The 23,388-nt window shown below is 42.3% G+C and carries 20 protein-coding genes; 19 read left to right on the top strand and 1 reads right to left on the bottom strand.

Annotated features, from left to right (window positions below):
- Positions 1 to 26: 26 nt before the first annotated feature.
- Positions 27 to 1,310: an isocitrate lyase gene (aceA, locus tag MHB45_RS16630; RefSeq protein ID WP_034309118.1), complete on the top strand. Its 1,284-nt coding sequence runs from the start codon at positions 27 to 29 to the stop codon at positions 1,308 to 1,310.
- Between the two features lie 87 nt (positions 1,311 to 1,397).
- On the opposite strand, the gene ytvI is transcribed toward aceA, so the two are convergent.
- Positions 1,398 to 2,522 carry a sporulation integral membrane protein YtvI gene (gene ytvI / locus MHB45_RS16625; RefSeq protein ID WP_048681137.1) on the bottom strand — a complete coding sequence of 375 codons (1,125 nt, stop codon included), beginning with the start codon at positions 2,520 to 2,522 and terminating at the stop codon, positions 1,398 to 1,400.
- Between the two features lie 193 nt (positions 2,523 to 2,715).
- Here ytvI and MHB45_RS16620 point away from each other — a divergent pair, with 193 nt between their 5' ends.
- From MHB45_RS16620 to ytxC, 18 genes are all read left to right on the top strand, one after another.
- Positions 2,716 to 3,177, top strand: a complete 462-nt coding sequence (locus MHB45_RS16620; protein WP_034309113.1) for a DUF441 domain-containing protein — start codon at positions 2,716 to 2,718, stop codon at positions 3,175 to 3,177.
- 541 nt (positions 3,178 to 3,718) lie between these two features.
- On the top strand, positions 3,719 to 4,834 hold the full coding sequence (citZ, locus tag MHB45_RS16615) for a citrate synthase (protein WP_048681140.1): 1,116 nt from the start codon (positions 3,719 to 3,721) through the stop codon (positions 4,832 to 4,834).
- Positions 4,835 to 4,917: 83 nt separating this feature from the next.
- On the top strand, positions 4,918 to 6,246 hold the full coding sequence (gene icd, locus MHB45_RS16610) for an NADP-dependent isocitrate dehydrogenase (RefSeq protein WP_260088772.1): 1,329 nt from the start codon (positions 4,918 to 4,920) through the stop codon (positions 6,244 to 6,246).
- A 121-nt stretch (positions 6,247 to 6,367) separates the two neighbouring features.
- Positions 6,368 to 7,303, top strand: coding sequence for a malate dehydrogenase (gene mdh, locus MHB45_RS16605; protein ID WP_034309103.1), 936 nt, complete (start codon positions 6,368 to 6,370; stop codon positions 7,301 to 7,303).
- A 240-nt stretch (positions 7,304 to 7,543) separates the two neighbouring features.
- Positions 7,544 to 8,263 (top strand): response regulator transcription factor, encoded by a 720-nt coding sequence (locus MHB45_RS16600; RefSeq protein WP_048681145.1) that lies wholly within the window; start codon positions 7,544 to 7,546, stop codon positions 8,261 to 8,263.
- Positions 8,260 to 10,038 (top strand): two-component system histidine kinase PnpS, encoded by a 1,779-nt coding sequence (pnpS, locus tag MHB45_RS16595; RefSeq protein ID WP_072273368.1) that lies wholly within the window; start codon positions 8,260 to 8,262, stop codon positions 10,036 to 10,038. Before MHB45_RS16600 ends, pnpS begins: the two co-directional genes overlap by 4 nt.
- Before the next feature lie 399 nt (positions 10,039 to 10,437).
- Entirely contained in the window at positions 10,438 to 11,472 is a 1,035-nt protein-coding gene (hflK, locus tag MHB45_RS16590) for an FtsH protease activity modulator HflK (RefSeq protein ID WP_048681237.1), read from the top strand.
- Positions 11,469 to 12,401, top strand: coding sequence for a protease modulator HflC (gene hflC / locus MHB45_RS16585; RefSeq protein WP_034309097.1), 933 nt, complete (start codon positions 11,469 to 11,471; stop codon positions 12,399 to 12,401). The genes hflK and hflC overlap by 4 nt, the downstream gene beginning before the upstream one ends.
- 127 nt (positions 12,402 to 12,528) lie before the next feature.
- Positions 12,529 to 15,153 (top strand): DNA polymerase I, encoded by a 2,625-nt coding sequence (polA, locus tag MHB45_RS16580; RefSeq protein WP_340908014.1) that lies wholly within the window; start codon positions 12,529 to 12,531, stop codon positions 15,151 to 15,153.
- Positions 15,154 to 15,172: 19 nt separating this feature from the next.
- A complete protein-coding gene (gene mutM, locus MHB45_RS16575) occupies positions 15,173 to 16,003 on the top strand; it encodes a DNA-formamidopyrimidine glycosylase (protein WP_048681155.1) in 831 nt (276 codons plus the stop codon).
- Positions 16,004 to 16,082: 79 nt separating this feature from the next.
- The gene (ytaF, locus tag MHB45_RS16570; protein ID WP_034309090.1) at positions 16,083 to 16,715 is read left to right on the top strand and encodes a sporulation membrane protein YtaF; all 633 of its coding nucleotides are present in this window, start codon (positions 16,083 to 16,085) and stop codon (positions 16,713 to 16,715) included.
- Positions 16,716 to 16,736: 21 nt separating this feature from the next.
- Entirely contained in the window at positions 16,737 to 17,336 is a 600-nt protein-coding gene (gene coaE, locus MHB45_RS16565; protein ID WP_048681157.1) for a dephospho-CoA kinase, read from the top strand.
- A 158-nt stretch (positions 17,337 to 17,494) separates the two neighbouring features.
- Positions 17,495 to 18,532 (top strand): glyceraldehyde-3-phosphate dehydrogenase, encoded by a 1,038-nt coding sequence (locus MHB45_RS16560; RefSeq protein WP_048681161.1) that lies wholly within the window; start codon positions 17,495 to 17,497, stop codon positions 18,530 to 18,532.
- A gap of 355 nt (positions 18,533 to 18,887) precedes the next feature.
- The gene (gene speD, locus MHB45_RS16555; RefSeq protein ID WP_034311443.1) at positions 18,888 to 19,268 is read left to right on the top strand and encodes an adenosylmethionine decarboxylase; all 381 of its coding nucleotides are present in this window, start codon (positions 18,888 to 18,890) and stop codon (positions 19,266 to 19,268) included.
- Between the two features lie 269 nt (positions 19,269 to 19,537).
- On the top strand, positions 19,538 to 19,999 hold the full coding sequence (gene nrdR / locus MHB45_RS16550; protein ID WP_034309080.1) for a transcriptional regulator NrdR: 462 nt from the start codon (positions 19,538 to 19,540) through the stop codon (positions 19,997 to 19,999).
- A gap of 64 nt (positions 20,000 to 20,063) precedes the next feature.
- Positions 20,064 to 21,476, top strand: coding sequence for a replication initiation and membrane attachment family protein (locus MHB45_RS16545; protein ID WP_309138933.1), 1,413 nt, complete (start codon positions 20,064 to 20,066; stop codon positions 21,474 to 21,476).
- Entirely contained in the window at positions 21,463 to 22,401 is a 939-nt protein-coding gene (dnaI, locus tag MHB45_RS16540) for a primosomal protein DnaI (protein ID WP_048681168.1), read from the top strand. The genes MHB45_RS16545 and dnaI overlap by 14 nt, the downstream gene beginning before the upstream one ends.
- A gap of 121 nt (positions 22,402 to 22,522) precedes the next feature.
- Positions 22,523 to 23,383, top strand: coding sequence for a sporulation protein YtxC (gene ytxC, locus MHB45_RS16535; RefSeq protein ID WP_072273367.1), 861 nt, complete (start codon positions 22,523 to 22,525; stop codon positions 23,381 to 23,383).
- Positions 23,384 to 23,388: the final 5 nt, after the last annotated feature.

Below are 23,388 nucleotides of genomic sequence, written 5' to 3'. Positions count from 1 at the left end.
ATAATATGAATTAGGAGGAAATAATGATGATGAATGAGAGAGCGCAAAAATTACAACAAAGCTGGGAAAATGACTCACGGTGGACTGGTATTAAACGTCCTTATACGGCCGAGGAAGTCATTAAACTGAGAGGTTCCATCGATATTGAACAAACATTGGCACGCCGCGGTTCCGAAAAACTATGGAATCTCTTAAAAACAGAGGATTTCATCAATGCATTAGGAGCATTGACCGGTAACCAAGCCATGCAGCAGGTGAAAGCTGGTTTAAAAGCAATCTACTTAAGCGGCTGGCAAGTGGCGGCAGATGCTAACATCGCAGGGCAAATGTACCCTGACCAAAGTTTATATCCAGCCAACTCCGTGCCGCAAGTTGTTAAACGCATTAATCAGACACTTCAGCGTGCAGACCAAATCAGCTTTGCTGAAGGGAAAAATGATATCGATTGGTTCGCTCCAATCGTGGCGGATGCTGAAGCAGGTTTTGGCGGTTCCCTTAACGTCTTCGAATTAATGAAAGGCATGATCGAAGCTGGAGCGGCTGGCGTTCACTTCGAAGACCAGCTTTCTTCCGAGAAAAAATGCGGTCACCTAGGCGGTAAAGTCCTTCTTCCAACCCAAACGGCAGTACGTAATTTAGTTTCCGCCCGATTGGCAGCCGATGTAATGGGTACACCGACCATCTTGATTGCCCGTACGGATGCTGATGCTGCAGATTTGATCACCGACGATATTGATCCGGTCGATGCACCATTCATCACGGGTGAAAGGACTCCAGAGGGATTCTACCGCACGAATGCAGGTCTTGACCAAGCAATTGCAAGAGGCCTTGCTTATGCGCCATATGCCGACCTTATCTGGTGTGAGACTTCTGAACCTAATCTAGCGGATGCTCGCCGCTTTGCCGAGGCCATCCATGCAGAGTTCCCGGGAAAATTGCTTGCATACAATTGTTCCCCATCATTTAACTGGAAAGCGAAATTAAGTGATGAAGAGATTGCCAATTATCAAGTGGAATTGGGTAAATTGGGTTATAAATTCCAATTCGTTACACTTGCAGGCTTCCATTCATTGAATCATAGCATGTTCAACCTAGCTCTTGGTTATAAAGAACGCGGCATGGCTGCATACTCTGAACTTCAACAAGCGGAATTCGCTAGTGAGCCGGACGGCTATACAGCAACACGTCATCAGCGTGAAGTGGGAACGGGTTACTTTGATGAAGTGGCACAAGTCGTTTCTGGTGGAACATCATCCACAACAGCACTTGCAGGATCTACTGAAACAGAACAATTCGAGACGTCGAAATAATTCTAGTTTAAAACCAAAAATCCGCCTTGTACCCGAGGCGGATTTTTAAATGGAAAAGAGTGAATGCTAATGGATGTCTGGATTGACTTAAGTGGTTTTCTTTGTATCCCCGATGATGAAAGTCCATATGGCCTTGAAGACATTGGCACGCTGAAGTGTATTGAATATGACAAGTACGACAGGTCCTGCAATCAGTCCTAGAAAACCAATCAATTTGAATCCGATGAATAAGGCGATGAGAGTGGCAAGCGGATCCAAACCAATACTGGATGAAAGTACTTTTGGCTCTATTAGCTGACGCTGGACAACGACGATTATGTACAGGACGGATAAACCGATTGCGAGACTTGTATTCCCGGCGATGAATTCAAAGATGATCCAAGGAATGAAAATCGTACCTGTCCCTAAATAGGGAATGATATCGACCAGTCCGCATATCAGGGCAATGGTAATTGAATAATTCACCCCTAAAATGAGAAATCCGATTAAAATCGTGACAGTCGTCAATGAAACAAGAGTGAATTGTGCCCGGATGAACCCGAATAAAGCCCGTTTTAAATCCCTGAATAATCGCTTTGCACCTGCAAAAATCTTATCAGGCAACACTTTTCCGGTCATGCGGCCGAAGGTATCCCAATCTTTGCTGATGAAAAATGTGCCAAGCAAAGTAAAAAGGAGTGCCGTTGCTGTAGTTGGAAACCATCCGATGATTGTGGGGATGTTCTTCAAGAAGGCTTGAATGAAGCCGCTTACTCCCGTCGTGATGGATTCACCGATATTTTGGATATTCTTGAGGATTGTGTCTTGCTGTTCGGTATCCAAATTATTGAACATGGCAGCTATTTGATTATATAAAGGGATGACGGTGGTAGCGATATATGTTTCTATATAATCCACGATGGTTTCAATGTGTTTCGGGATGACTCCGGCAAGGTAATTGGTGCCTGAAATGATCTCGGTGACCAGTAAGGTGACAAGACCCGCGAATAAAAGGAAAATGAGTAAAAGGGAAACGAATACAGCCAACCCCCTTGGCAGCCGCCCTTTCCTTTCGAAAAAAATGACCAGGGGATTCATCAAGAAAGCGATGATCATGGCAATGATGAATGGATATGTATATTTAGATAAATAAAACAAGGCAATTCCGCCTAAAATTATCCCTCCGACGACCAGTAAAGAACGAATGAAACGATACATATATACCGGATTCAAGTCATATCCTCCTTCAACCATTAAGTTTGTATTATAATTGTAACGATGATGGAAAAGAAAGGAAAGATTCTTTCATCTTTCGTTTTGAATTTTTTCTGCAGATGCATCGTTCCTTAAATCATTTTTCTCCCAAGAACAAGGGAGTTTGTTATGTTAAAATAACAAAAAACAGAAGGAAGAAGGTGAAGGGATAATGATCAACGGTCCTGTCGTTTTTTTAATTCTACTTGCTGCAATCGGTTGGTTTGGGAAAAATACCTCACTGATCATGGCTGCGGGTTTTCTTTTAAGCATGAAACTGATTGGCCTTGACGCTAAAGTGTTTCCATACCTGGAAGCGAAAGGAATCAACCTGGGTGTCACGATCATCACGATCTCCGTACTCATTCCCATAGCAAACGGGGCGATTGGTTTCAAGGAACTAGGAGACGCGATAAAATCCCCTTATGCCTGGATTGCACTTGCATCCGGAATAGCCGTTGCGCTCATAGCAAAAAATGGGATTACACTGCTGTCGCATGATCCGCACATTACCACCGCTCTTGTATTTGGGACGATTCTTGCGGTCGCCTTATTCAAAGGTGTGGCTGTCGGCCCGTTAATCGGGGCAGGAATTGCTTATTTATGCATGCAGATCTTCAATTTTTTTAAATGAAGCGAGAGGCTAAGGGGAGAAAAGCCCGTCAATACTGGAAATGTAAATTTTCTATTTAATGTTTCGTTTATTCTGCTTTGAGACATTTTTTTTGAAAAAAACGATTTTAAACGCATGAATAAAGCAAGAGAATATGTAGCTAATTTTTCTAATAAAATAATAATTTTTTCACATTTTAAGTGCTTTTCATTCCCAAAAAAGTGTTTATTGTTTATAATAATCATGTAACTGCTCTGATTTATTAAAATTGGGATTCAGAATATCATTGATATTTTTGAGGAATCTTAAAAAAAAAGATGTAGTTATTGAGCAAGCGCTCACTAGGAATAGCTACAAGCATTATTTTTAGAATTTCTTATTAAAGATTATCGTACATTTTACTATTGTTGGGGTCATATTCTGTGAACGCTTCCAATACAAGATGTATGTCTTCTGCTAAAAAATAGATGGTTGTTTACAATAGCTAATTTCTTGGAAGCGCTACATTTATACGCTAATAGCAAGGGCATAGGGGAATATCTAGGAAAAGGAGAGATTTAGTATGACAGCAACAAAAGGTCTTGAAGGTGTGGTAGCAACAACTTCATCAGTAAGCTCCATTATCGATGACACATTAACGTATGTAGGTTATGACATCGATGATTTGGCTTCGAACGCAACATTCGAGGAAGTAATCTATCTTTTATGGCACGGAGCTCTTCCGAACAAAAGCCAACTAGAAGAATTAACTAAACAACTTGCTGAAAATGCTGAAATTCCAGCTGAAGTGGTTAATCACTTCAAAACATACCCAATTGATAAAGTACATCCAATGGGAGCTCTTCGCACTGCAGTATCTCTTCTTGGTCTTTATGATGAAGAAGCAGATGTAATGAGTGAAGAAGCTAACTATCGTAAAGCAATCCGCATCCAAGCAAAAATCCCTACATTGGTAACAACTTTCGCTCGTGTCCGTCAAGGGAAAGAAGCTGTTGCTCCACGTACAGATTTAAGCTTTGCTGCTAACTTCTTATATATGTTAAGCGGTAATGAACCAACGGCAATCGAAGAAGAAGCATTCAACAAAGCATTGGTTCTTCATGCTGACCATGAATTAAACGCTTCTACATTCACTGCACGCGTTTGTGTGGCTACATTAGCTGATATCTATTCTGGTGTAACTGCTGCCATCGGCGCTTTAAAAGGCCCACTTCACGGCGGAGCTAACGAACAAGTCATGAAAATGCTTACAGAAATTGGTTCAGTTGATAACGTTGAGCCATATATCAACGAAAAATTAGCCAATAAAGAAAAAATCATGGGCTTTGGCCACCGTGTATACCGTAAAGGTGATCCTCGTGCTAAACACCTTAAAGAAATGTCACAAAAACTGACTGAACTTACTGGGCAACCGCAATATTATGATATGTCCATCAAAATTCATGAAATCGTAACCGGTCAAAAGAATCTTCCGCCGAACGTGGATTTCTATTCTGCTTCCGTATACCACAGTTTAGGCATCGAGCATGACCTATTTACACCAATCTTTGCTGTAAGCCGTGCTTCAGGCTGGATCGCTCATATCCTTGAGCAATATTCAAACAACCGCCTTATCCGTCCGCGTGCAGAGTATGTTGGACCAGGTATGCAAAAATATGTACCGATTGAAAACCGCTAATTAAAAGTTTTTTCGAAAAATCATTTTTTATTTCATCGAATTTGTAGTAAATTAATAGATGTGAGTAAAAAAGGTTAGTGGTTCTGCCTTATTTAAGGGCAGGCCATCTAACCTTTGAATTTGAATCGGAGGTAAGAGACATGACACAAAGCCAAAAAATCACAGTTACTAACGGTGTTCTTAACGTACCAAACAACCCAATCGTTCCTTATATTGAGGGAGACGGAATCGGTCCTGATATCTGGGCTGCAGCATCCCGCGTTTTAGACGCAGCAGTTGAAAAAGCTTACAATGGCGAAAAGAAAATCGAATGGAAAGAAGTTTTAGCTGGACAAAAAGCATTTGACCAAACGGGCGAATGGCTTCCACAAGAAACTCTTGATGTCATTAACGAATATCTAATCGCTATTAAAGGACCTCTTACAACTCCAATCGGTGGCGGTATCCGCTCATTGAACGTTGCATTGCGTCAAGTATTGGACTTATTCGTATGTCTTCGTCCAGTGCGTTACTTTGATGGTGTACCTTCACCAGTTAAACGTCCAGAAGACACTGACATGGTCATCTTCCGTGAAAACACTGAAGACATCTATGCTGGTATCGAATATGCAAAAGGTTCTGACGAAGCTAAGAAATTAATCGAATTCCTTCAAAATGAATTCGGTGTTCAAAAAATTCGTTTCCCTGAAACTTCAGGTATCGGAATTAAACCGATTTCCGAAGAAGGAACAAAACGTCTTGTTCGCGCTGCACTTAACTATGCGATCAAAGAAGGCCGTAAGTCATTAACGCTTGTTCATAAAGGTAACATCATGAAATTCACTGAAGGTGCATTCAAAACTTGGGGTTATGAAGTTGCAGAACAAGAATTCGCCGATAAAGTGTTCACGTGGAACCAATATGACAAAATTAAAGATGCTGAAGGCACTGAAGCTGCTAACAAAGCACAATCTGCTGCTGAAGCTGAAGGCAAAATCATCGTTAAAGATTCCATTGCTGATATCTTCTTACAACAAATCCTGACTCGTCCTAAAGAGTTTGATGTTGTTGCAACAATGAACTTGAACGGAGATTACATTTCTGATGCATTAGCTGCACAAGTTGGCGGAATCGGTATCGCTCCAGGAGCAAACATCAACTACGAAACTGGACATGCCATCTTCGAAGCAACTCACGGAACGGCTCCTAAATATGCTGGTCTTGATAAAGTTAATCCATCTTCAGTTCTTCTTTCAGGCGTTCTTTTACTTGAGCACCTTGGCTGGAACGAAGCTGCAAACAGCATCACTAAATCAGTGGAACAAACAATCGCTTCTAAAGTTGTTACATACGACTTTGCCCGCCTAATGGATGGTGCAACGGAAGTTAAATGTTCTGAGTTCGCTGACGAGCTTATCAAAAACCTTAAATAATTCATTATATGCTTTCTGGAAAAGTGCCTGAACGGGCTGCTTTTCCAGGAGGCTTATATATATTTTCAGAGGATGTTAAAAGTATTCCAAAAGTATTTATATATTTTAAGGAGGAAATAACATGTCTAAACGTAAAAAAATCACAGTTGTAGGTGCTGGATTCACTGGTGCTACAGCAGCATTCCTGGCAGCTCAAAAAGAGCTTGGTGATATCGTTTTAGTTGATATTCCGCAAGCTGAAAACCCTACAAAAGGTAAAGCTCTTGATATGGCGGAAGCAGGACCTGTTCTAGGTTTCGATGCTAACATCATCGGTACATCCGACTATGCAGAAACAGCTGATTCCGACGTGGTGATCATCACTGCCGGAATTGCCCGTAAGCCCGGCATGAGCCGTGACGACTTAGTTCAAACTAACCAAAAAGTTATGAAATCAGTAACTAAAGAAGTCGTTAAATATTCCCCTAATACAACAATCATCGTTTTGACTAACCCTGTAGATGCAATGACTTATACTGTATACAAAGAATCCGGTTTCCCTAAAGAACGCGTTATCGGGCAATCAGGTGTTCTTGATACAGCTCGTTTCCGCACTTTCGTGGCTCAAGAATTAAACTTATCCGTTAAAGATGTAACTGGATTCGTACTTGGCGGACACGGAGACGATATGGTTCCTCTAGTGCGTTACTCTTATGCAGGCGGAATTCCTTTGGAAAAATTGATCCCTCAAGATCGTTTAGAAGCAATTGTGGCTCGTACCCGCACTGGCGGCGGGGAAATCGTAAACCTTCTAGGAAACGGAAGCGCCTATTATGCACCGGCTGCATCCCTGGTGGAAATGGCTGAAGCGATCCTTAAAGATCAACGTCGCGTTCTTCCGTCAATCGCTTATCTCGAAGGTGAATACGGATTTGAAGGCATCTACCTTGGAGTGCCGACTGTACTTGGTGCAAACGGCATTGAACAAATCATCGAACTTGATTTGACTGAAGGCGAAAAAGCGGCACTCTCAAAATCAGTTGAATCAGTTAAAGCAGTCATGCAAGTCCTTCAATAAGAGATCATAATCGAACTGCCCGGTTATTGGAAGAAAAGGCACGGCCTTATTCCGACTCCGGGCAGTTTTTTAATCCGCTTCAAAAGAACCCTGGAACTTATAATCTCCCTGCTGAAGATAGGAATAACTTTATTTCCGTTTTTTTTATGTGTAAATTTCATATAATATTCTTTATAATGGAATTGGATGAGTAGACCAAGAAATTGGTCTTTTGGGTAATACATAATTCAGGAGGATCTAATGTCAAAGAAAATTCTCGTAGTGGATGATGAGCAATCAATAGTTACCTTACTTCAGTACAATTTAGAACAATCAGGCTATACGGTGATCACAGCTTTGGATGGAGAACAAGGGCTGGCGGCTGCCGTGGATATACGACCCGATTTAGTGGTATTGGATTTGATGCTACCTAAAATGGACGGGCTTGAAGTATGTAAGCAGCTTCGCCAGCAAAAAATCAATATACCGATCTTGATGCTGACAGCTAAGGACGATGAATTTGACAAGGTGCTGGGACTGGAGCTGGGGGCGGATGATTACTTGACCAAGCCATTTAGTCCCAGGGAGGTAGTGGCCCGGATTAAAGCCATTTTAAGAAGATCCCAGTTGCAATCGAACGGAAGTGAGTCAAATCAGGATCAGGAAGAGGGTCTCCTGAAATTAGGGGAATTGAAAGTGTTCCCGGAACGATACGAAGCATTCTTTGATGAACAGCAATTAGAATTGACTCCAAAGGAATTTGAATTACTTTTATATTTGGCGAAGAATAAAGGAAGAGTGCTGACCAGGGATCAACTTCTCAGTGCGGTATGGAATTATGATTTCGCGGGAGATTCACGGATCGTCGATGTCCATATTAGCCATCTTCGTGAAAAAATAGAGAAAGATACAAAAAAACCACTCTATATTAAAACGATAAGGGGCTTGGGGTATAAGCTTGAGGAGCCTAAAAAAGAATGACGACCTATCGTAAAAAGCTCTTATATACCCTCATCACATTGGTGATGGTCGTCCTGATGGCCGTGGGCTTTTTATTAGGGCACTTGTTCAAAAGTTATTATATTAAAACGTTCAATGAGCGTATACAGAACGAAACATTTTTCATTTCTACATATATTCAGGAGCATGGCGGGATCGAGTCCTTTTTGGAAAAAGGGAAGACGGCAAAACTGACACCCCTTTTAGATTCTAATTTAACCATTCTTTCCGCGAGTGGGGAAATATTATACGATTCGACATCATCCAATGAAATACTTAAAAGCCATGCCAATGTCCTTCGCAAAATAACTTTGGAAAAAGGGCTTAAGAATGGGGAAGGGTATGAAGTGGTCGAAGGCGAATCGGACCTCCATTATTATTGGAAGACGGTTGAAAAGGACGGCGAGATCGAAGGCTTTGTCGTCCATAGCAATGAAATAGAGGCCATCCATCAAGTGAATAAACAAATGTGGCAAATATTGATCATTTGTTTAGGGGTTGCCTTGATCATCATCCTGATGCTTGCGAGTAAAATCACTTCATATTATACCCGTCCGATCGAAGAGGCGACGATGGCAGCCATTGAACTGGCAAAAGGGAATTACGGAACCCGGACATTCGGGAGGCATTCCGATGAAACGGGAATGCTGACAACTTCCTTGAACATATTGGCGAGGAATCTTCAGGAAACAGAGATAGCGAGGGAAATGAATCAGGATCGTTTGGAAACTCTTGTTGAGAATATCGGTAGCGGGGTCTTGCTGATAGACAGTAAAGGGTATACGACCTTGATCAACCGGGAATTCAAGAAAAGCTTCCGAGTGAACGCCGCTACGTTTTTGTTTCAGGAATATTATTCGGTCATTAAAGACCAGGAAGTGATAGCCATCATCGAAGAGATCTTTCGAACGGAAAAAACGATAAAACGGCAGGTGAAGATACCGCTTGCCATAGAACGTAAGCATTTTGAGATTTACGGCGCTCCAATAATCGGGAATCATGATGAATGGAAGGGGATCCTCCTCATTTTCCATGATATCACCGAATTGAAAAGGCTCGAGCAGATGCGGAAGGATTTCGTGGCTAATGTGTCCCATGAATTGAGGACTCCGATCACTTCCATTAAAGGCTTCTCTGAAACATTGTTAGATGGCGCCTTAAAAGACGAAAAGACCTTAAAGCACTTTTTATCGATTATCTTGAAAGAAAGTGACCGGCTGCAAGAACTCATTCAGGAGCTTTTGAATTTATCCAAAATGGAGCAACAGGAATTCGTTTTAAACGCAGGGGTCGTGGATATTACGAAAGTGCTTGGGGAAATACAAGAGATGCTTATAGGCAAGCTGAAGGAAAAAGAAGTATCCCTTGAAATTAAAACATCACCGGAACCAGTTTTCATTGAAGGGGAATCTGACAGGATCAAACAGGTTTTCATCAATTTGATTACGAACGCATTGACATATACACCAAATGGCGGCAGGGTCACCGTTGACATCATTGAAAATGAACAGACCGTCGATATTACAGTTCAAGACAACGGGATCGGCATCGAAGAAAAAGAACTTCCAAGGATCTTTGAACGGTTCTACCGGATCGATAAGGCGAGGAGCCGCGATTCAGGAGGGACGGGCATTGGACTGGCAATCGTCAAGCATATAATAGAGGTCCATAAAGGTAAAATCAACGTGGAAAGCACACCTGGAACCGGGACGACTTTTACAGTGACTTTAAATAAAAGCTTAAAAGGGAAAATGTAGCGGGCATCTTATTTACATGTCCTTTACAATTCCTTAAAATGGACTTCATAATGCAGGGGTACAATGGTTGTACAACCCCTCATCCAAGGAGTTAAACATTGACAGAGACATAGTCTCTGTTTGATTATTTAGAAGTTCAACCAAAATTTGAAAGCAAAGATGATTGGAACAGGTAGACAAAACTCCTGTAGGAATAGCGTCTAAGTTCCCAATCAACATTCAAATCGTACACCCTTAATAAACTGTAGGCAGAGACATGGTCTCTGTCTTTTAATTTTGGCTATATTCCCCGGGAACCATTCCTCTATCCTATTTTTCTAGGAAAATATTTGATTTTTATGAAACTTTAGGCCCTTTCTTGCGTAAATAAGATATAACTGCAAAGAAGGGGTGATACATATCGTTAGCTTAAAAAGGATATATACAATTACAGGACTTGTCTTTCTTATTTTAATTTTGGGTGTAGTTGCGATATCGACCTGGTACACGGTTGATGAATCCGATCAAGCTGTCATAATGACGTTTGGTAAAGTGGAGGAGACGATAACGGAACCAGGACTTCACTTTAAACTGCCTTGGCCAGTTCAATCGGTCGAGAAATTATCCAAAGAAACATTCAGTCTTAAATTTGGATATAAGGAAGAGGATGGAGAGGTGACGGATTACCCGAGTGAGACCAAAATGATTACGGGTGATGAAAATATTGTGCTGGCCGACCTGGTCGTTCAGTGGAAAATCACCGACCCTCCAAAATATCTATACAATGCAGAAGATCCAGAAAAAATATTATACGATACGACTTCAGCTGCATTACGGAGCATAATCGGCAGCACGAAAATCGATGATGCCCTTACATCTGGTAAAGCGCAAATCGAAGCGGATGTACGCGATTTATTGTCACAGCTAATGGAGAAGTATGATGTCGGGATTTCCATATCTGCGGTTAAACTCCAGGACGTGGAGTTACCGAATGAAGAAGTGCGGAAAGCATTTACCAATGTAACGGATGCCCGTGAAACGGCGAATACGAAAATCAACGAAGCGGATAAATATGAAAATAAGCGTATGAATGAAGCGGAAGGGGAAAAAGATGCCATCATTTCACAGGCTAATGGGGATAAAGCTGCCCGTACGGAAGCTGCCCGCGGAGATGTTGCGGTCTTTGAAAAATTACTCAGTGAGTATAAAGGCAATAAGGGGATTACGAAGGACCGCCTTATTATTGAGACCCTTGAGGAAGTATTGCCGAATGCAGAGATTTATATTATGAATGATGATGGAAACACAATGAAGTACTTGCCGCTTCGCTCGCTTGAAAAGGAGGAAACGAAAAAAACTCCTGCCCCTGATGAAGCCGCCATACCTGAAGAAGAAACGAAAAAAGGGAATGCATCGGAAGAAAAAGCGACAGGGGAAGGGGGCACTAAACAATGAGTGGAAAAATAATAGATTTCTCTGAGTTGAAAAAAGGGGATTTTCATTGGAGGGGCTATGTGAGAATCGGCATTTTCCTGATTATTTTCATCGCGCTGCTGCTAATCATCTTCACCAATGTCTATATAGTCAAAGAGGGCGAATACAAGGTCGTCCGCCAATTCGGTGAGGTGGTAAGGATCGATAAGACCCCGGGATTGAAGGCGAAGGTGCCATTCATTCAGAGTATCATGACCTTACCGAAGTATCAGATGACTTCCGATGTTTCCGAAGCGGAAATCAATACGAAAGATAAAAAGCGGATGCTGATCGATAACTATGCAGTTTGGAGAATAGAAGATCCGAAGAAATTGATTACAAATGCAAGGACACTTGAGAATGCCGAAACGAAAATGGAAGAGTTCATCTATTCGGCAGTTCGTTCAGAGCTGGGCCAGCTGAATTATGATGAAATCATCAATGATGAGAAGTCATCCAGGGGAAGTTTAAACGACCGCATAACCGAAAAAGTCAACGATTTGCTGCAAAAGGACAGTTATGGAATCAGCTTGACGGATGTCCGGATCAAGCGGACTGACCTGCCTTCCGAAAACGAAGCATCCGTCTTCAAGAGGATGATTTCCGAGCGGGAATCGAAAGCGCAAGAATACCTGTCCAAAGGTGATGCGAAGAAAAACCGTATCATTGCGGATACCGATCGGAAAGTGAAGGAACTGCTTTCTACTGCGGAGGCTGATGCAGAAGTGATCAGGGCAGAAGGAGAAGGGGAAGCAGCGAAAATCTATAATAAATCGTTTTCCAAAGACCCCGAATTCTATAAACTATACCGGACTCTTGAATCCTACAAGAAAACGATTGGAGATCAAACGGTCATCGTTCTGCCTTCTGATTCCCCTTATGCCAGCTTGTTAATGGGAAATACTAAATAACCTTGATGCCGTCATTTTTCTTTCCGCTTCTACTCATGGTAGAATAGAGAAGGAAAATGAACGGCTTTTTGCGTTTTTATATAGAAGCTATAACTACATAAACCTGTATGACTGGAGGAAGACGGATTTGGATAAAAAGCTAGTGCTCATAGATGGAAACAGCATCGCATACCGTGCGTTTTTTGCGCTTCCGCTCTTGAATAATGATAAGGGGGTCCATACGAATTCCGTGTACGGATTCACCATGATGCTCAACCGCATTCTTGAAGAAGAAAAGCCGACGCACATACTTGTGGCATTCGATGCGGGTAAAACGACATTCAGGCATGCATCATTTAAAGAATATAAGGGGGGGCGCCAAAAAACGCCGCCAGAATTATCCGAGCAATTCCCTTTCATTCGGGAGCTGCTTGATTGTTTTCAAATAAAAAGGTATGAACTTGAGAACTACGAAGCCGATGATATTATCGGTACGCTGTCTTTACAAGCGGAAAAAGATGGTTTTGAAGTGAAGGTCATTTCCGGTGATAAGGATTTAACGCAATTATCCTCCCCTAGTACGACAGTTTCCATCACGAAAAAGGGGATTACTGAAATTGAGGAATACACTCCAAAGCATATACATGAAAAATACGGTCTATCCCCTTTGCAAATCATTGATTTGAAAGGGCTGATGGGAGATGCCTCCGACAATATCCCAGGCATTCCGGGTGTTGGTGAAAAGACTGCCCTTAAATTATTGCATCAATTTGAAACGGTTGAAAACCTTCTGCAGTCGATTGATGAGGTAAGCGGACAAAAATTGAAAGAGAAAATTGAAGAACATAAAGACCTGGCCTTATTAAGCAAAGAGCTGGCTACGATAACGAGGGAAGCGCCGCTTGAAGTTTCCGTTAACGAGACCGAGTACACTGGCATGGATCAGGATCGAGTCATCTCATTCTATAAGGAGCTTGGTTTTTCGACTTTGCTCGATAAATTGGATGTAACGGAAAGCGCACCGCTTGAACAGGAGAAGATAGAGGTGCACACTGCTGAAATGACAGAAGGAATGTTTGCGGATGAAAGTGCCTTGTATGTTGAAATTTTAGAAGATAATTATCATCGAGCCGACATAATAGGGATCGCTATCAGTAATGAACAAGGTCATTTTTACTTCAATGGAGAGGATGCTCTGAGTTCCGATGCATTTAAATCCTGGGCAGGGGATGAAACAAAAAAGAAAACGGTTTTCGATGCGAAGTGTACGGTCGTGGCACTGCGTCATCGGGGAGTCGAAATAAAAGGCATCGATTTTGATGTGTTTTTGGCATCCTATATCCTTGATCCGGCAGAGTCAGTGGACGAAGTTGCAGAAATCACGAAAACCCAAGGTACGATCCGGCTTGAAACAGATGATGTTTTTTATGGAAAAGGTGCAAAACGCAAAATACCTGAGGAAGCGGAATTGAGGGAGCATATCGCCAGAAAATCGAAGGCAATCTTTTCTCTGAAAGAACCGATGATAGATAAGCTGCAAGAGTTCGAGCAGTATCACCTATTTACGGAACTGGAGCTGCCATTGTCGATCATCCTGGCAAATATGGAATGGCAGGGAATCAAGGTGGATATAGGCCGACTGAAAAACATGGGCCAGGAATTAGCCATTCGCCTAAGAAATATAGAAGCGCGAATTTTCGAATTGGCTGGAGAGGCGTTCAATATCAATTCACCTAAACAGCTTGGGGCCATCCTGTTTGAAAAGTTGGAGCTTCCGGTCATGAAGAAAACCAAAACAGGTTATTCGACTTCAGCCGATGTGCTGGAAAAACTGGAGAGCAAGCATGATATCGTTAAGGAGATACTGCTGTATCGCCAGCTTGGTAAGCTGCAATCCACTTACATTGAAGGATTGCTTAAAGTGGTCAATGGCAAAACGGACAAGGTGCACACCCGGTTCAACCAAGCATTGACCCAGACCGGCCGGTTAAGTTCTACAGATCCCAATCTCCAGAATATCCCGATCAGACTGGAAGAAGGAAGGAAAATCAGGCAGGCCTTCATTCCTTCCGAAAAGGATTGGATCATTTTTGCTGCCGACTACTCCCAGATCGAATTACGTGTCTTGGCGCATATCGCCAATGACAGCGGATTGGTGGAAGCATTCCAGGCCGGGATGGACATCCATACAAGGACAGCCATGGACGTATTCCATGTATCGGCAGATCAAGTCACCTCGAACATGAGGCGCCATGCCAAAGCGGTCAACTTCGGAATCGTTTATGGTATAAGTGATTACGGACTATCGCAAAGTCTTGGAATCACGAGAAAAGAAGCTGGAGAGTTCATCGAGAAGTATTTACGAAGCTTTCCAGGTGTTCAGGAATATATGGAAGAAAGCATACATGAGGCCCGTCAAAAAGGTTATAGCACGACTCTGATGCAAAGAAGGCGATATATACCTGAGATAACAAGCAGGAATTTCAACATCAGGAGTTTTGCCGAACGGACAGCGATGAACACGCCGATTCAAGGCAGTGCCGCTGATATCATCAAGCTTGCCATGATCAACATGAATAAACGCCTGAAAAGGGAAGGGCTCAAAACGAGAATGCTTCTACAGGTGCATGATGAATTGATTTTTGAAACCCCTCCTGAGGAAATCGAAATCCTTAAAGTGATCGTTCCGGAGGAAATGGAGAATGCCATTGAATTGAACGTGCCCCTTAAAGTGGATTATGCTTTCGGGCCAACATGGTTTGATGCCAAATAATAAAAGATAGGTGATTGCAATGCCAGAACTTCCAGAAGTGGAAACAGTCAGAAGAACGTTAGAGCAGCTCGTACTCGGAAAAGAGATCAAGGAAGTGTCCGTTTTCTGGCCAAAGATCATTAAAGCGCCTGAGCCTGTCGAACAGTTTCAGGATGCCTTAAGGGGGCAGACGATTTCTGCAATAGGCCGTCGGGGCAAGTTCCTCATTTTCACCTTGGATGATTATTCGATGGTTTCGCATTTAAGGATGGAAGGGAAATACGGCGTCCATCCAAAAGAAGAGCCGTATGATAAGCATACCCATGTGATCTTCACTTTCACCGATGGCAGTGAACTTCGGTACAGGGATGTCCGGAAATTCGGAACGATGCATCTATTTGCCAAAGGGGAAGAATTTGAACAGTTGCCCCTGTTGCACTTAGGGCCTGAACCGTTGTCCGAAGATTTTACTGTCGAGGGGCTAAGCAGGAAGTTGGCAAGAACCAACAGGAAAATCAAGCCCGTTCTCCTTGATCAAACCGTTGTCGTCGGGATTGGGAATATATATGTGGACGAGTCGTTATTCCGTTCCGGTATCCATCCGGAGAGAATGGCATCTTCACTCTCGTTGCAGGAAATCGAAACGTTGCATGCTGAAATCATTGCGACGTTAGGTGAAGCTGTGGAAAAAGGCGGAAGCACGATTCGTTCATACATTAATTCCCAAGGGCAAATCGGCATGTTTCAGTTGGAACTGAATGTTTATGGACGAAAAGGCGAGAACTGCAAAACATGCGGCACGCCACTTGAAAAACTGGTTGTTGCAGGACGCGGCACACATATTTGCCCGTCATGCCAGCCATTAAAATAGGTCATGTTTTTTCAAACACATCGGATGGGCTCCTTCCATATACTAGGGTAGCAACGAGTAGGGAAGGAGTAATATTCCGATGTGGCTACAAATTATTTTTCTCGCTTTTGCAGTTAGTATTGACGGATTTGGCGTCGGTTTGACATTCGGTATGCGGAAGATGAAAATCCCCTTAAGGTCAATAGCGGTCATCTCATTTTGTTCTGCATTGAGTTTAGGCATAGCGATGGTCATCGGACAATTCATCAGTCAGCTCATATCTATCGGGGCTGCTGAAAAAACAGGCGGCATCATCCTCATTTTTCTTGGTGCCTGGATGGTATACCAGTATTTTAAGCCTGAAAAAGATTTGAAAGATGATAGATATCATGAAAAGATCATCTTTAATTTTGAAATTAAATCACTTGGGGTAGTCATTAATATTTTACAAAAACCATTGAATGCCGATTTTGATAAATCAGGTACGATTACAGGTGTTGAAGCGCTTGTTCTGGGGTTTGCACTTTCGCTGGATGCATTCGGGGCCGGAGTTGGAGCGGCTATGATCGGGATTTCACCGATCATCCTCGCAGGGTGCATCGCTGTTATGAGTTCGATTTTCATTTGGAGCGGAATTCAAAGCGGAAAATTGCTTTCGAATAATAAAGTTGTCCAGCATTTGACCTTTCTTCCAGGGGTACTATTGATTATCATCGGTTTATTCAAGTTATGATAAGGGTAAAAGGGGGAGCTTATGGGACAAATCATCGGAATCACCGGAGGCATTGCCAGTGGGAAAAGCACCGTCAGCCTCTATTTACAGGAACTCGGATTCACGATTGTCGATGCAGATCTGGCTTCCCGTGCTGTCGTTGAGCCAGGTGAAGAAGCCTATCACCAAGTTGTGGAGGCATTTGGAGAAGATATCTTATTGACGGAAGGGAATATAGATCGCGTAAAGCTCGGGTCGATCATATTTAATGATCAAGAAAAGAGATTGCTATTGAATGGCATCGTGCATCCTGCCGTCAGGAATTGGATGCGGGTGAAAACGGAAGCGGCACTATCATCAGGAGAAGAAACGGTGTTCATGGATATTCCGCTCCTATTCGAAAGCAAGCTGACATTCATGGTGGATAAGACGCTTTTGATCTATGTGGATGAGCAAGTTCAATTGGAGCGATTAATGAACAGGAATGGTCTTTCGGAGACGGAGGCACTTGCCAGGATCAATTCGCAAATGCCCTTGGCCGATAAAAAGGCCTTAGCGGATGCCGTCATCGATAATAATGGTGACATTAATGAAACGAAGCGGCAAGTGAAGGGCATACTTAGTGAATGGTATGTCATATAATCATGATAAAAAGAAGAAACCACCCGGTTTCTTCTTTTTATGTTGAAAAAATAAGAACAATCCGCATTTTTATTAGCACAATTCCTTTGAATTATGTTATACTAATTACATGTGAAAGGTAATAAGTATAACACTAATATTTCTGGAGGGTCCGAACAATGAATTCAAGAATAGCGATTAACGGATTTGGGAGAATTGGAAGAATGGTTTTCCGAAAAGCCATATTAGATGAGAGTTTGGACATTGTAGCCATAAATGCAAGCTATCCAGCTGAAACTTTAGCACACTTACTAAAATATGATACGATACATGGTAAATTCGACGGTATCATTATAGCTGAAGATGATTCACTAGTAGTGAATGGCCGCCGAGTAAAACTAATAAATAACCGCGATCCAAAGCTATTGCCTTGGAAAGAGATGAACATAGATATTGTAATTGAAGCCACTGGCAAATTCAATGATCGTTCTAAAGCGGCTCTTCATTTAGACGCAGGAGCAAAAAGAGTTATATTATCAGCCCCGGGTAAAAATGAAGACGTTACCATTGTAATGGGAGTGAATCAGGAGGTGCTGGAAATTGACAAGCATTTCGTCATATCCAATGCATCTTGTACAACGAACTGCCTTGGACCAGTTGCAAAAGTGCTTGATGAAAAATTCGGCATAGACAACGGTTTAATGACAACGATACATTCTTATACAAATGATCAAAATAATATCGATAACCCGCACAAAGACTTGAGACGTGCCCGTGCCGCTGCGGAAAGCATGATTCCTACGACTACAGGAGCTGCAAAAGCCATCTCACTAGTGTTGCCGCAATTAAAAGGCAAGCTTCATGGAATGGCGATACGCGTACCGACACCAAACGTATCTTTAGTCGATCTTGTTGTGGATTTAAACCGTGATGTCACGATTGAAGAAGTGAACCAAGCCTTCATCGATGCTTCAGAAAATGAACTCAAAGGAATCATGGAATTCACGATGGAACCTTTAGTTTCCAGTGATTTCAAAACGAATCCACACTCTGCAATCATCGATGGATTGACGACGATGATGATCGGGGACAGGAAAGTGAAGGTCCTTGCTTGGTATGATAATGAGTGGGGTTACTCCAACCGTGTAGTGGACCTTGTAAAATTGGTTGGCTCCGAGTTGAAAAAAATGTCCGAAGTCGAATTATCAGTAAAATAAAATGAAAAACCCGAGCCTGCTAAAATTTTTTAGCGGGCTATTTTTCATGCAGTGATCCATGAATTCCCGCCTGCTTTATGGCGCTGAATAAACCGAAGACGGAATTTGGTCCACATTGGAACCTTCGCTATATCCCCATTACATATAAAGTTTATCTTTCCAAAAATTAAATTTGGAGTTGCAAAAAAAATTCAAACCATATATACTATGAATCGTGAACTTCTTCAAAACGGTTTGCATGATGGCTACTTAAAGGGTTAGGACCTCTTTGGACTAACTTTCCCCCGTGGTAGTTATCAGAACTTATTTTTAAATCATGGTAAGGGGGAAGCTTAATATGGAAACAGCTTACACTATGGAAACAATGGGTAGACATGTCATTTCTGAACTTTGGGGTTGTGACTTTGAAAAACTGAACAATATCGATTTAATTGAAAAGATTTTTGTTGACGCTGCTTTGAAATCAGGTGCAGAGGTACGAGAAGTTGCCTTTCACAAATTTGCTCCACAAGGAGTCAGCGGGGTTGTCATCATTTCTGAATCACACTTAACGATTCACAGTTTTCCAGAACACGGCTATGCGAGCATTGATGTCTATACATGCGGTAACTTGGATCCGAATATTGCGGCAGATTATATTGCAGAAGCTTTGAATGCGCAAACACGTGAAAACATAGAATTACCACGTGGATTAGGTCCTGTACAAATGAAAAAAGCCAATATAAGTGCCCTATAAAAAAATGTATACACAGAGATGCCATGGGTGCATCTCTTTTTTAATGCAATGAATCGGCAGTCTGCTTCACTTTATTGGAGAGGATTGCCTTGTAGCACAATGCCCTTGGCAACGGTGCTTCAACGGCAGAACAAAAAGTGCCTGCTGCCGGAAGTTACACTTTTTACTTGTACTGTCCGTTCCTTTTAATATAAGATTAAGATAGAGAAGTAATTCCTTGGGGAACATTTAGATAGGGGAGTCCTACATAAAATACGGAGCTGATAATGATGAAATGCCCATCATGTCAATATAACGGAACAAGAGTGCTCGATTCCAGGCCAGTCGATGAAAGTAAATCGATTCGACGACGCCGTGAATGTGAGGCATGTGGTTTTCGATTCACGACATTTGAAAAGGTGGAGGAAACACCGCTTATTGTAGTGAAAAAGGGCGGGACACGTGAAGAGTTCAGTCGTGATAAAATCCTGCGTGGCTTAATCAGGGCTTGCGAAAAACGTCCGGTTCCCTTGAAAGAACTAGAGCAAATTACCAGTTATGTAGAAAAAGAACTACGCAACCAGGGCATATCGGAAGTGAAAAGCGACAGTGTCGGCGAAATGGTAATGGACAAGCTGGCAGAAGTCGATGAGGTTGCCTATGTAAGGTTCGCATCCGTCTATCGACAATTTAAAGATATCAATGTCTTTATTGATGAACTGAAAGATTTAATAAATAAAGAAAGAAAGTAGAGCTGAAGATTCACTTTGGCTCTTTTTTCACTACATCTTTTGAAAGGTTTGAATGGAGATGTCAATGCATTGGCAAGAATTGCTCCCAGCTGATTCATATTTGGTCTCATCTGCGGGGCTGCTTCATGATTATGATCGGAAAATACTTACCCGACTATATCAACCTCTTATTGGACCTATCTGCATTAGCCTATATATGACGTTATGGAGTGAGTTGGAGGAAAACAGGCTATGGTCGGAAACCTCCTCGCATTATCAATTAATGAATACCATCGGCCTTAAGTTAGGTGATATTTACGAAGCCCGCCTTTTACTTGAAGGAATCGGCCTGTTGAATGTATATAAGAAATCGAAAAATGAAACGAAGGAATTCATTTATGAGTTAAACCCGCCGCTTTCACCCCAGCAGTTTTTCACGGATGGAATGCTGAATATTTACTTATACAAAAAAATCGGTAAAGCTCAATTCAACCGGTTAAAGAGATTCTTTTGTGATGACCATATCTTAACCGATCAATATGAAGGTGTGACTAAATCTTTTGCGGAAGTATTCTCATCAGATCATTTGGACTCTTTATATGTAACGGATGAAGCGAAAAACGAATGGAAACCGGTGCCTGAACAGCAATACATCGATCGGGCGGAAGGCGTTGAGCCATCGGGGTTTGATGACTTATTCGATTTTGACCTTTTATTTGCCGGGATGAAATCCTCGATCGTGCCGAAAAAGGCTTTTACTCCGAAAATAAAAAGTACGATTGCCAAACTCGCTTTTTTATATGGCATCGATCCGCTGGAAATGCAAAAACTAGTAATGGATGCCGTTTCATTGGATGATGAGATTGATGAGGAATTGCTTAGAAAGGCGGCAAGGGATTGGTACCAGATCGAACGGCAGGCCGATATGCCTTCCCTTGTCAATCGGGTGCAGCCAATTCGTGAACGGACACAAAAAGAAGAACCGAAAACAAAGGAACAAGAGTTAATCCGTCATTTGGAGACGATTTCCCCGAGGGAGCGGCTAATGCAATTGTCTGGCGGTGCAGAGCCGTCAAGCGGTGATTTGAAAGTGGTTGAGGGCGTGATGATCAATCAAAAGCTGAATCCGGGTGTCGTCAATGTCTTGATTGAATATGTCATGCTCAAAACGGATATGAAGTTCACGAAGGGTTATGTGGAAAAGCTGGCAGGCCATTGGGCACGGCTAAAGGTCTCAACAGTCGTCGAGGCGATGGAATTGGCCAAAAATGAACATAGGAAATATCAGGACTGGGCTCAAGGAAGCAGGAATGCTGCAAAGGGCAGCCGGAAAAAGGCGATACGGGAAGAAGTGGTTCCTGAGTGGCTTGAGAAAAAAGAAGAAGCACAGCAGGAGCAGAATGCGGATCAGCCTGAATTGGATGCTCAGAAACGTGAACTTCTGGAGAAATGGAAGCTGTGGAAAGCGGGAGGTGAAATGAACGATGGAAAAGATTAATAGGTCCCTTAATAAATTGGCCAATACAAATCAATTTCAACAGCGTTATGAAAAGCTGAAACAGGAGATTTTTGAAAACGAACAAGTGCGGTTATTCATGAATGCCAACAGCTCGACGGTCACGAAGGAAATGATTGATAAAAACTTGGGGAAGCTTTATGAGTTCACTTCACAGAGCAATAAGTGTGATAAATGTCCGAGCTTGGATGGCTGCATCAATATGATGCAAGGGTATTATCCTAAATTGGTGGTTCAAGGAAAAGCCCTGAACCTGCATTATGAAGTCTGCCCGAGGAAATTGGCAGAGGATGAAAAGCGGAAACGGGAAAAGCTGATCCGCAGCCTGTATGTACCGAAGGATATTTTAAAGGCGAGCATTGAAGATTTTACCCAAACGGATAATGAAAACAAACGCTTGTCTGTCCTAAGTAAAGCGATGTCGTTCATTATGGAATATGAGCCGGGTAAAAGGCAAAAAGGCTTGTATATATATGGGAAATTCGGTGTTGGGAAAACGTACTTATTAGGTGCGATCGCCAATGAACTTGCAAAAAGGCAAATTTCCTCCCTTATAGTCTATGTACCTGACTATTTGAGGGAACTTAAGGGATCGATAGGTGATAATACGGTCAATGAAAAAATTGAAATGGTGAAAACGGCACCTATCCTCATGCTTGATGATATTGGAGCGGAATCCATGACGAGCTGGGGACGCGATGAGGTTTTTGGTCCGATTTTGCAATTTAGGATGCTGGAAAACCTACCGACGTTTTTCACTTCGAATTTTGACTTGAATGGCCTGGAGAACCACCTGACCTTTTCACAGCGCGGTGAGAAAGAAGAAGTGAAGGCGGCCCGGGTACTGGAAAGAATTCAATATTTAGCTGAGCCGGTCAAGCTTGATGGCGTGAATCGGAGAAGATGAAGAAAAGTGGTCTCTTAATGGAGGTCACTTTTTTCTTCTTACAAGCCCCATCCTACTTCTAAACACGTCCACATCCCCATATACATGAAAAAAGAAGCAAGGGGGAAGGGGGGATGTCGTAGTGCAAATTTTGTTTCAAAACGATTCAGAGGCATTGAAATTACTGAATTTCGTTTCTGTCCATCCACTGGGGGCAGAATTTCAAGCATATATTCGATTTATTCCTCAACAAGGCATGCATGTGGATATGACGGAATCTTCAGGTGATGAATGGCTAATTCTGCTTCGTGATGCATTCCATTCTTTTTTATTGGAAGAAAAGACGCTTCCTGTTCTGGAGCAAATAATAGTCGGTAAATTTTTTTATAGGGAACGGGAAGAAATTGAAGCCATCATTGAAATTGCATCATCCATCATCGAGGCGGAAAGAGCCAGGAATCAAGATGAAGCATTCAGTGCGGAGAAACGATTGATTGAGGAAGGACTTCAAAGCATTTTGGCTGGAAAGGTATCTTTTTCATTCGATTCTTTTACGACCTTCCGTTTAAAATCGTTTCAGCACACTTTGGAAAAGTATGTCGTCAAGGCGATTGATGAATATAAGCTGGAACAGGACTATCAAAATTTCATTGCTACGCTCCGGGATTGCCTTCAAGGGCAGGAGTCGAAATTAAGAAAGCTTCACCTGGTCAACCGGGATGGTTTTCACTTCTATGATCAGAAATTCAGCAAACTCGACCGTCCAAAAATCAATAGTATGATCGACAGGAGGCTTCTTGCCAAAAGCTCTCTTTTTCTCGATACGGTGATACTTGCCCCGCTTTTATCGATTGCTCCTGAAAACTTGTGCATCTATACCGATGACAAGGAAGAGGGGCTCATCCAGACCATTTCAAGGATTTTCGAAGAACGGGCGACTATCTTGCCACTTTCGTCATTTTCTATGCAGTTGAATGAACTTTCGTGGAAAAAAGAAAATTAACCTTG

The sequence above is a fragment of the Peribacillus sp. FSL K6-5616 genome, from assembly GCF_038008245.1.
Classification (GTDB): domain Bacteria; phylum Bacillota; class Bacilli; order Bacillales; family DSM-1321; genus Peribacillus; species Peribacillus frigoritolerans.
This window is presented reverse-complemented; position numbering and strand designations above follow the sequence as displayed.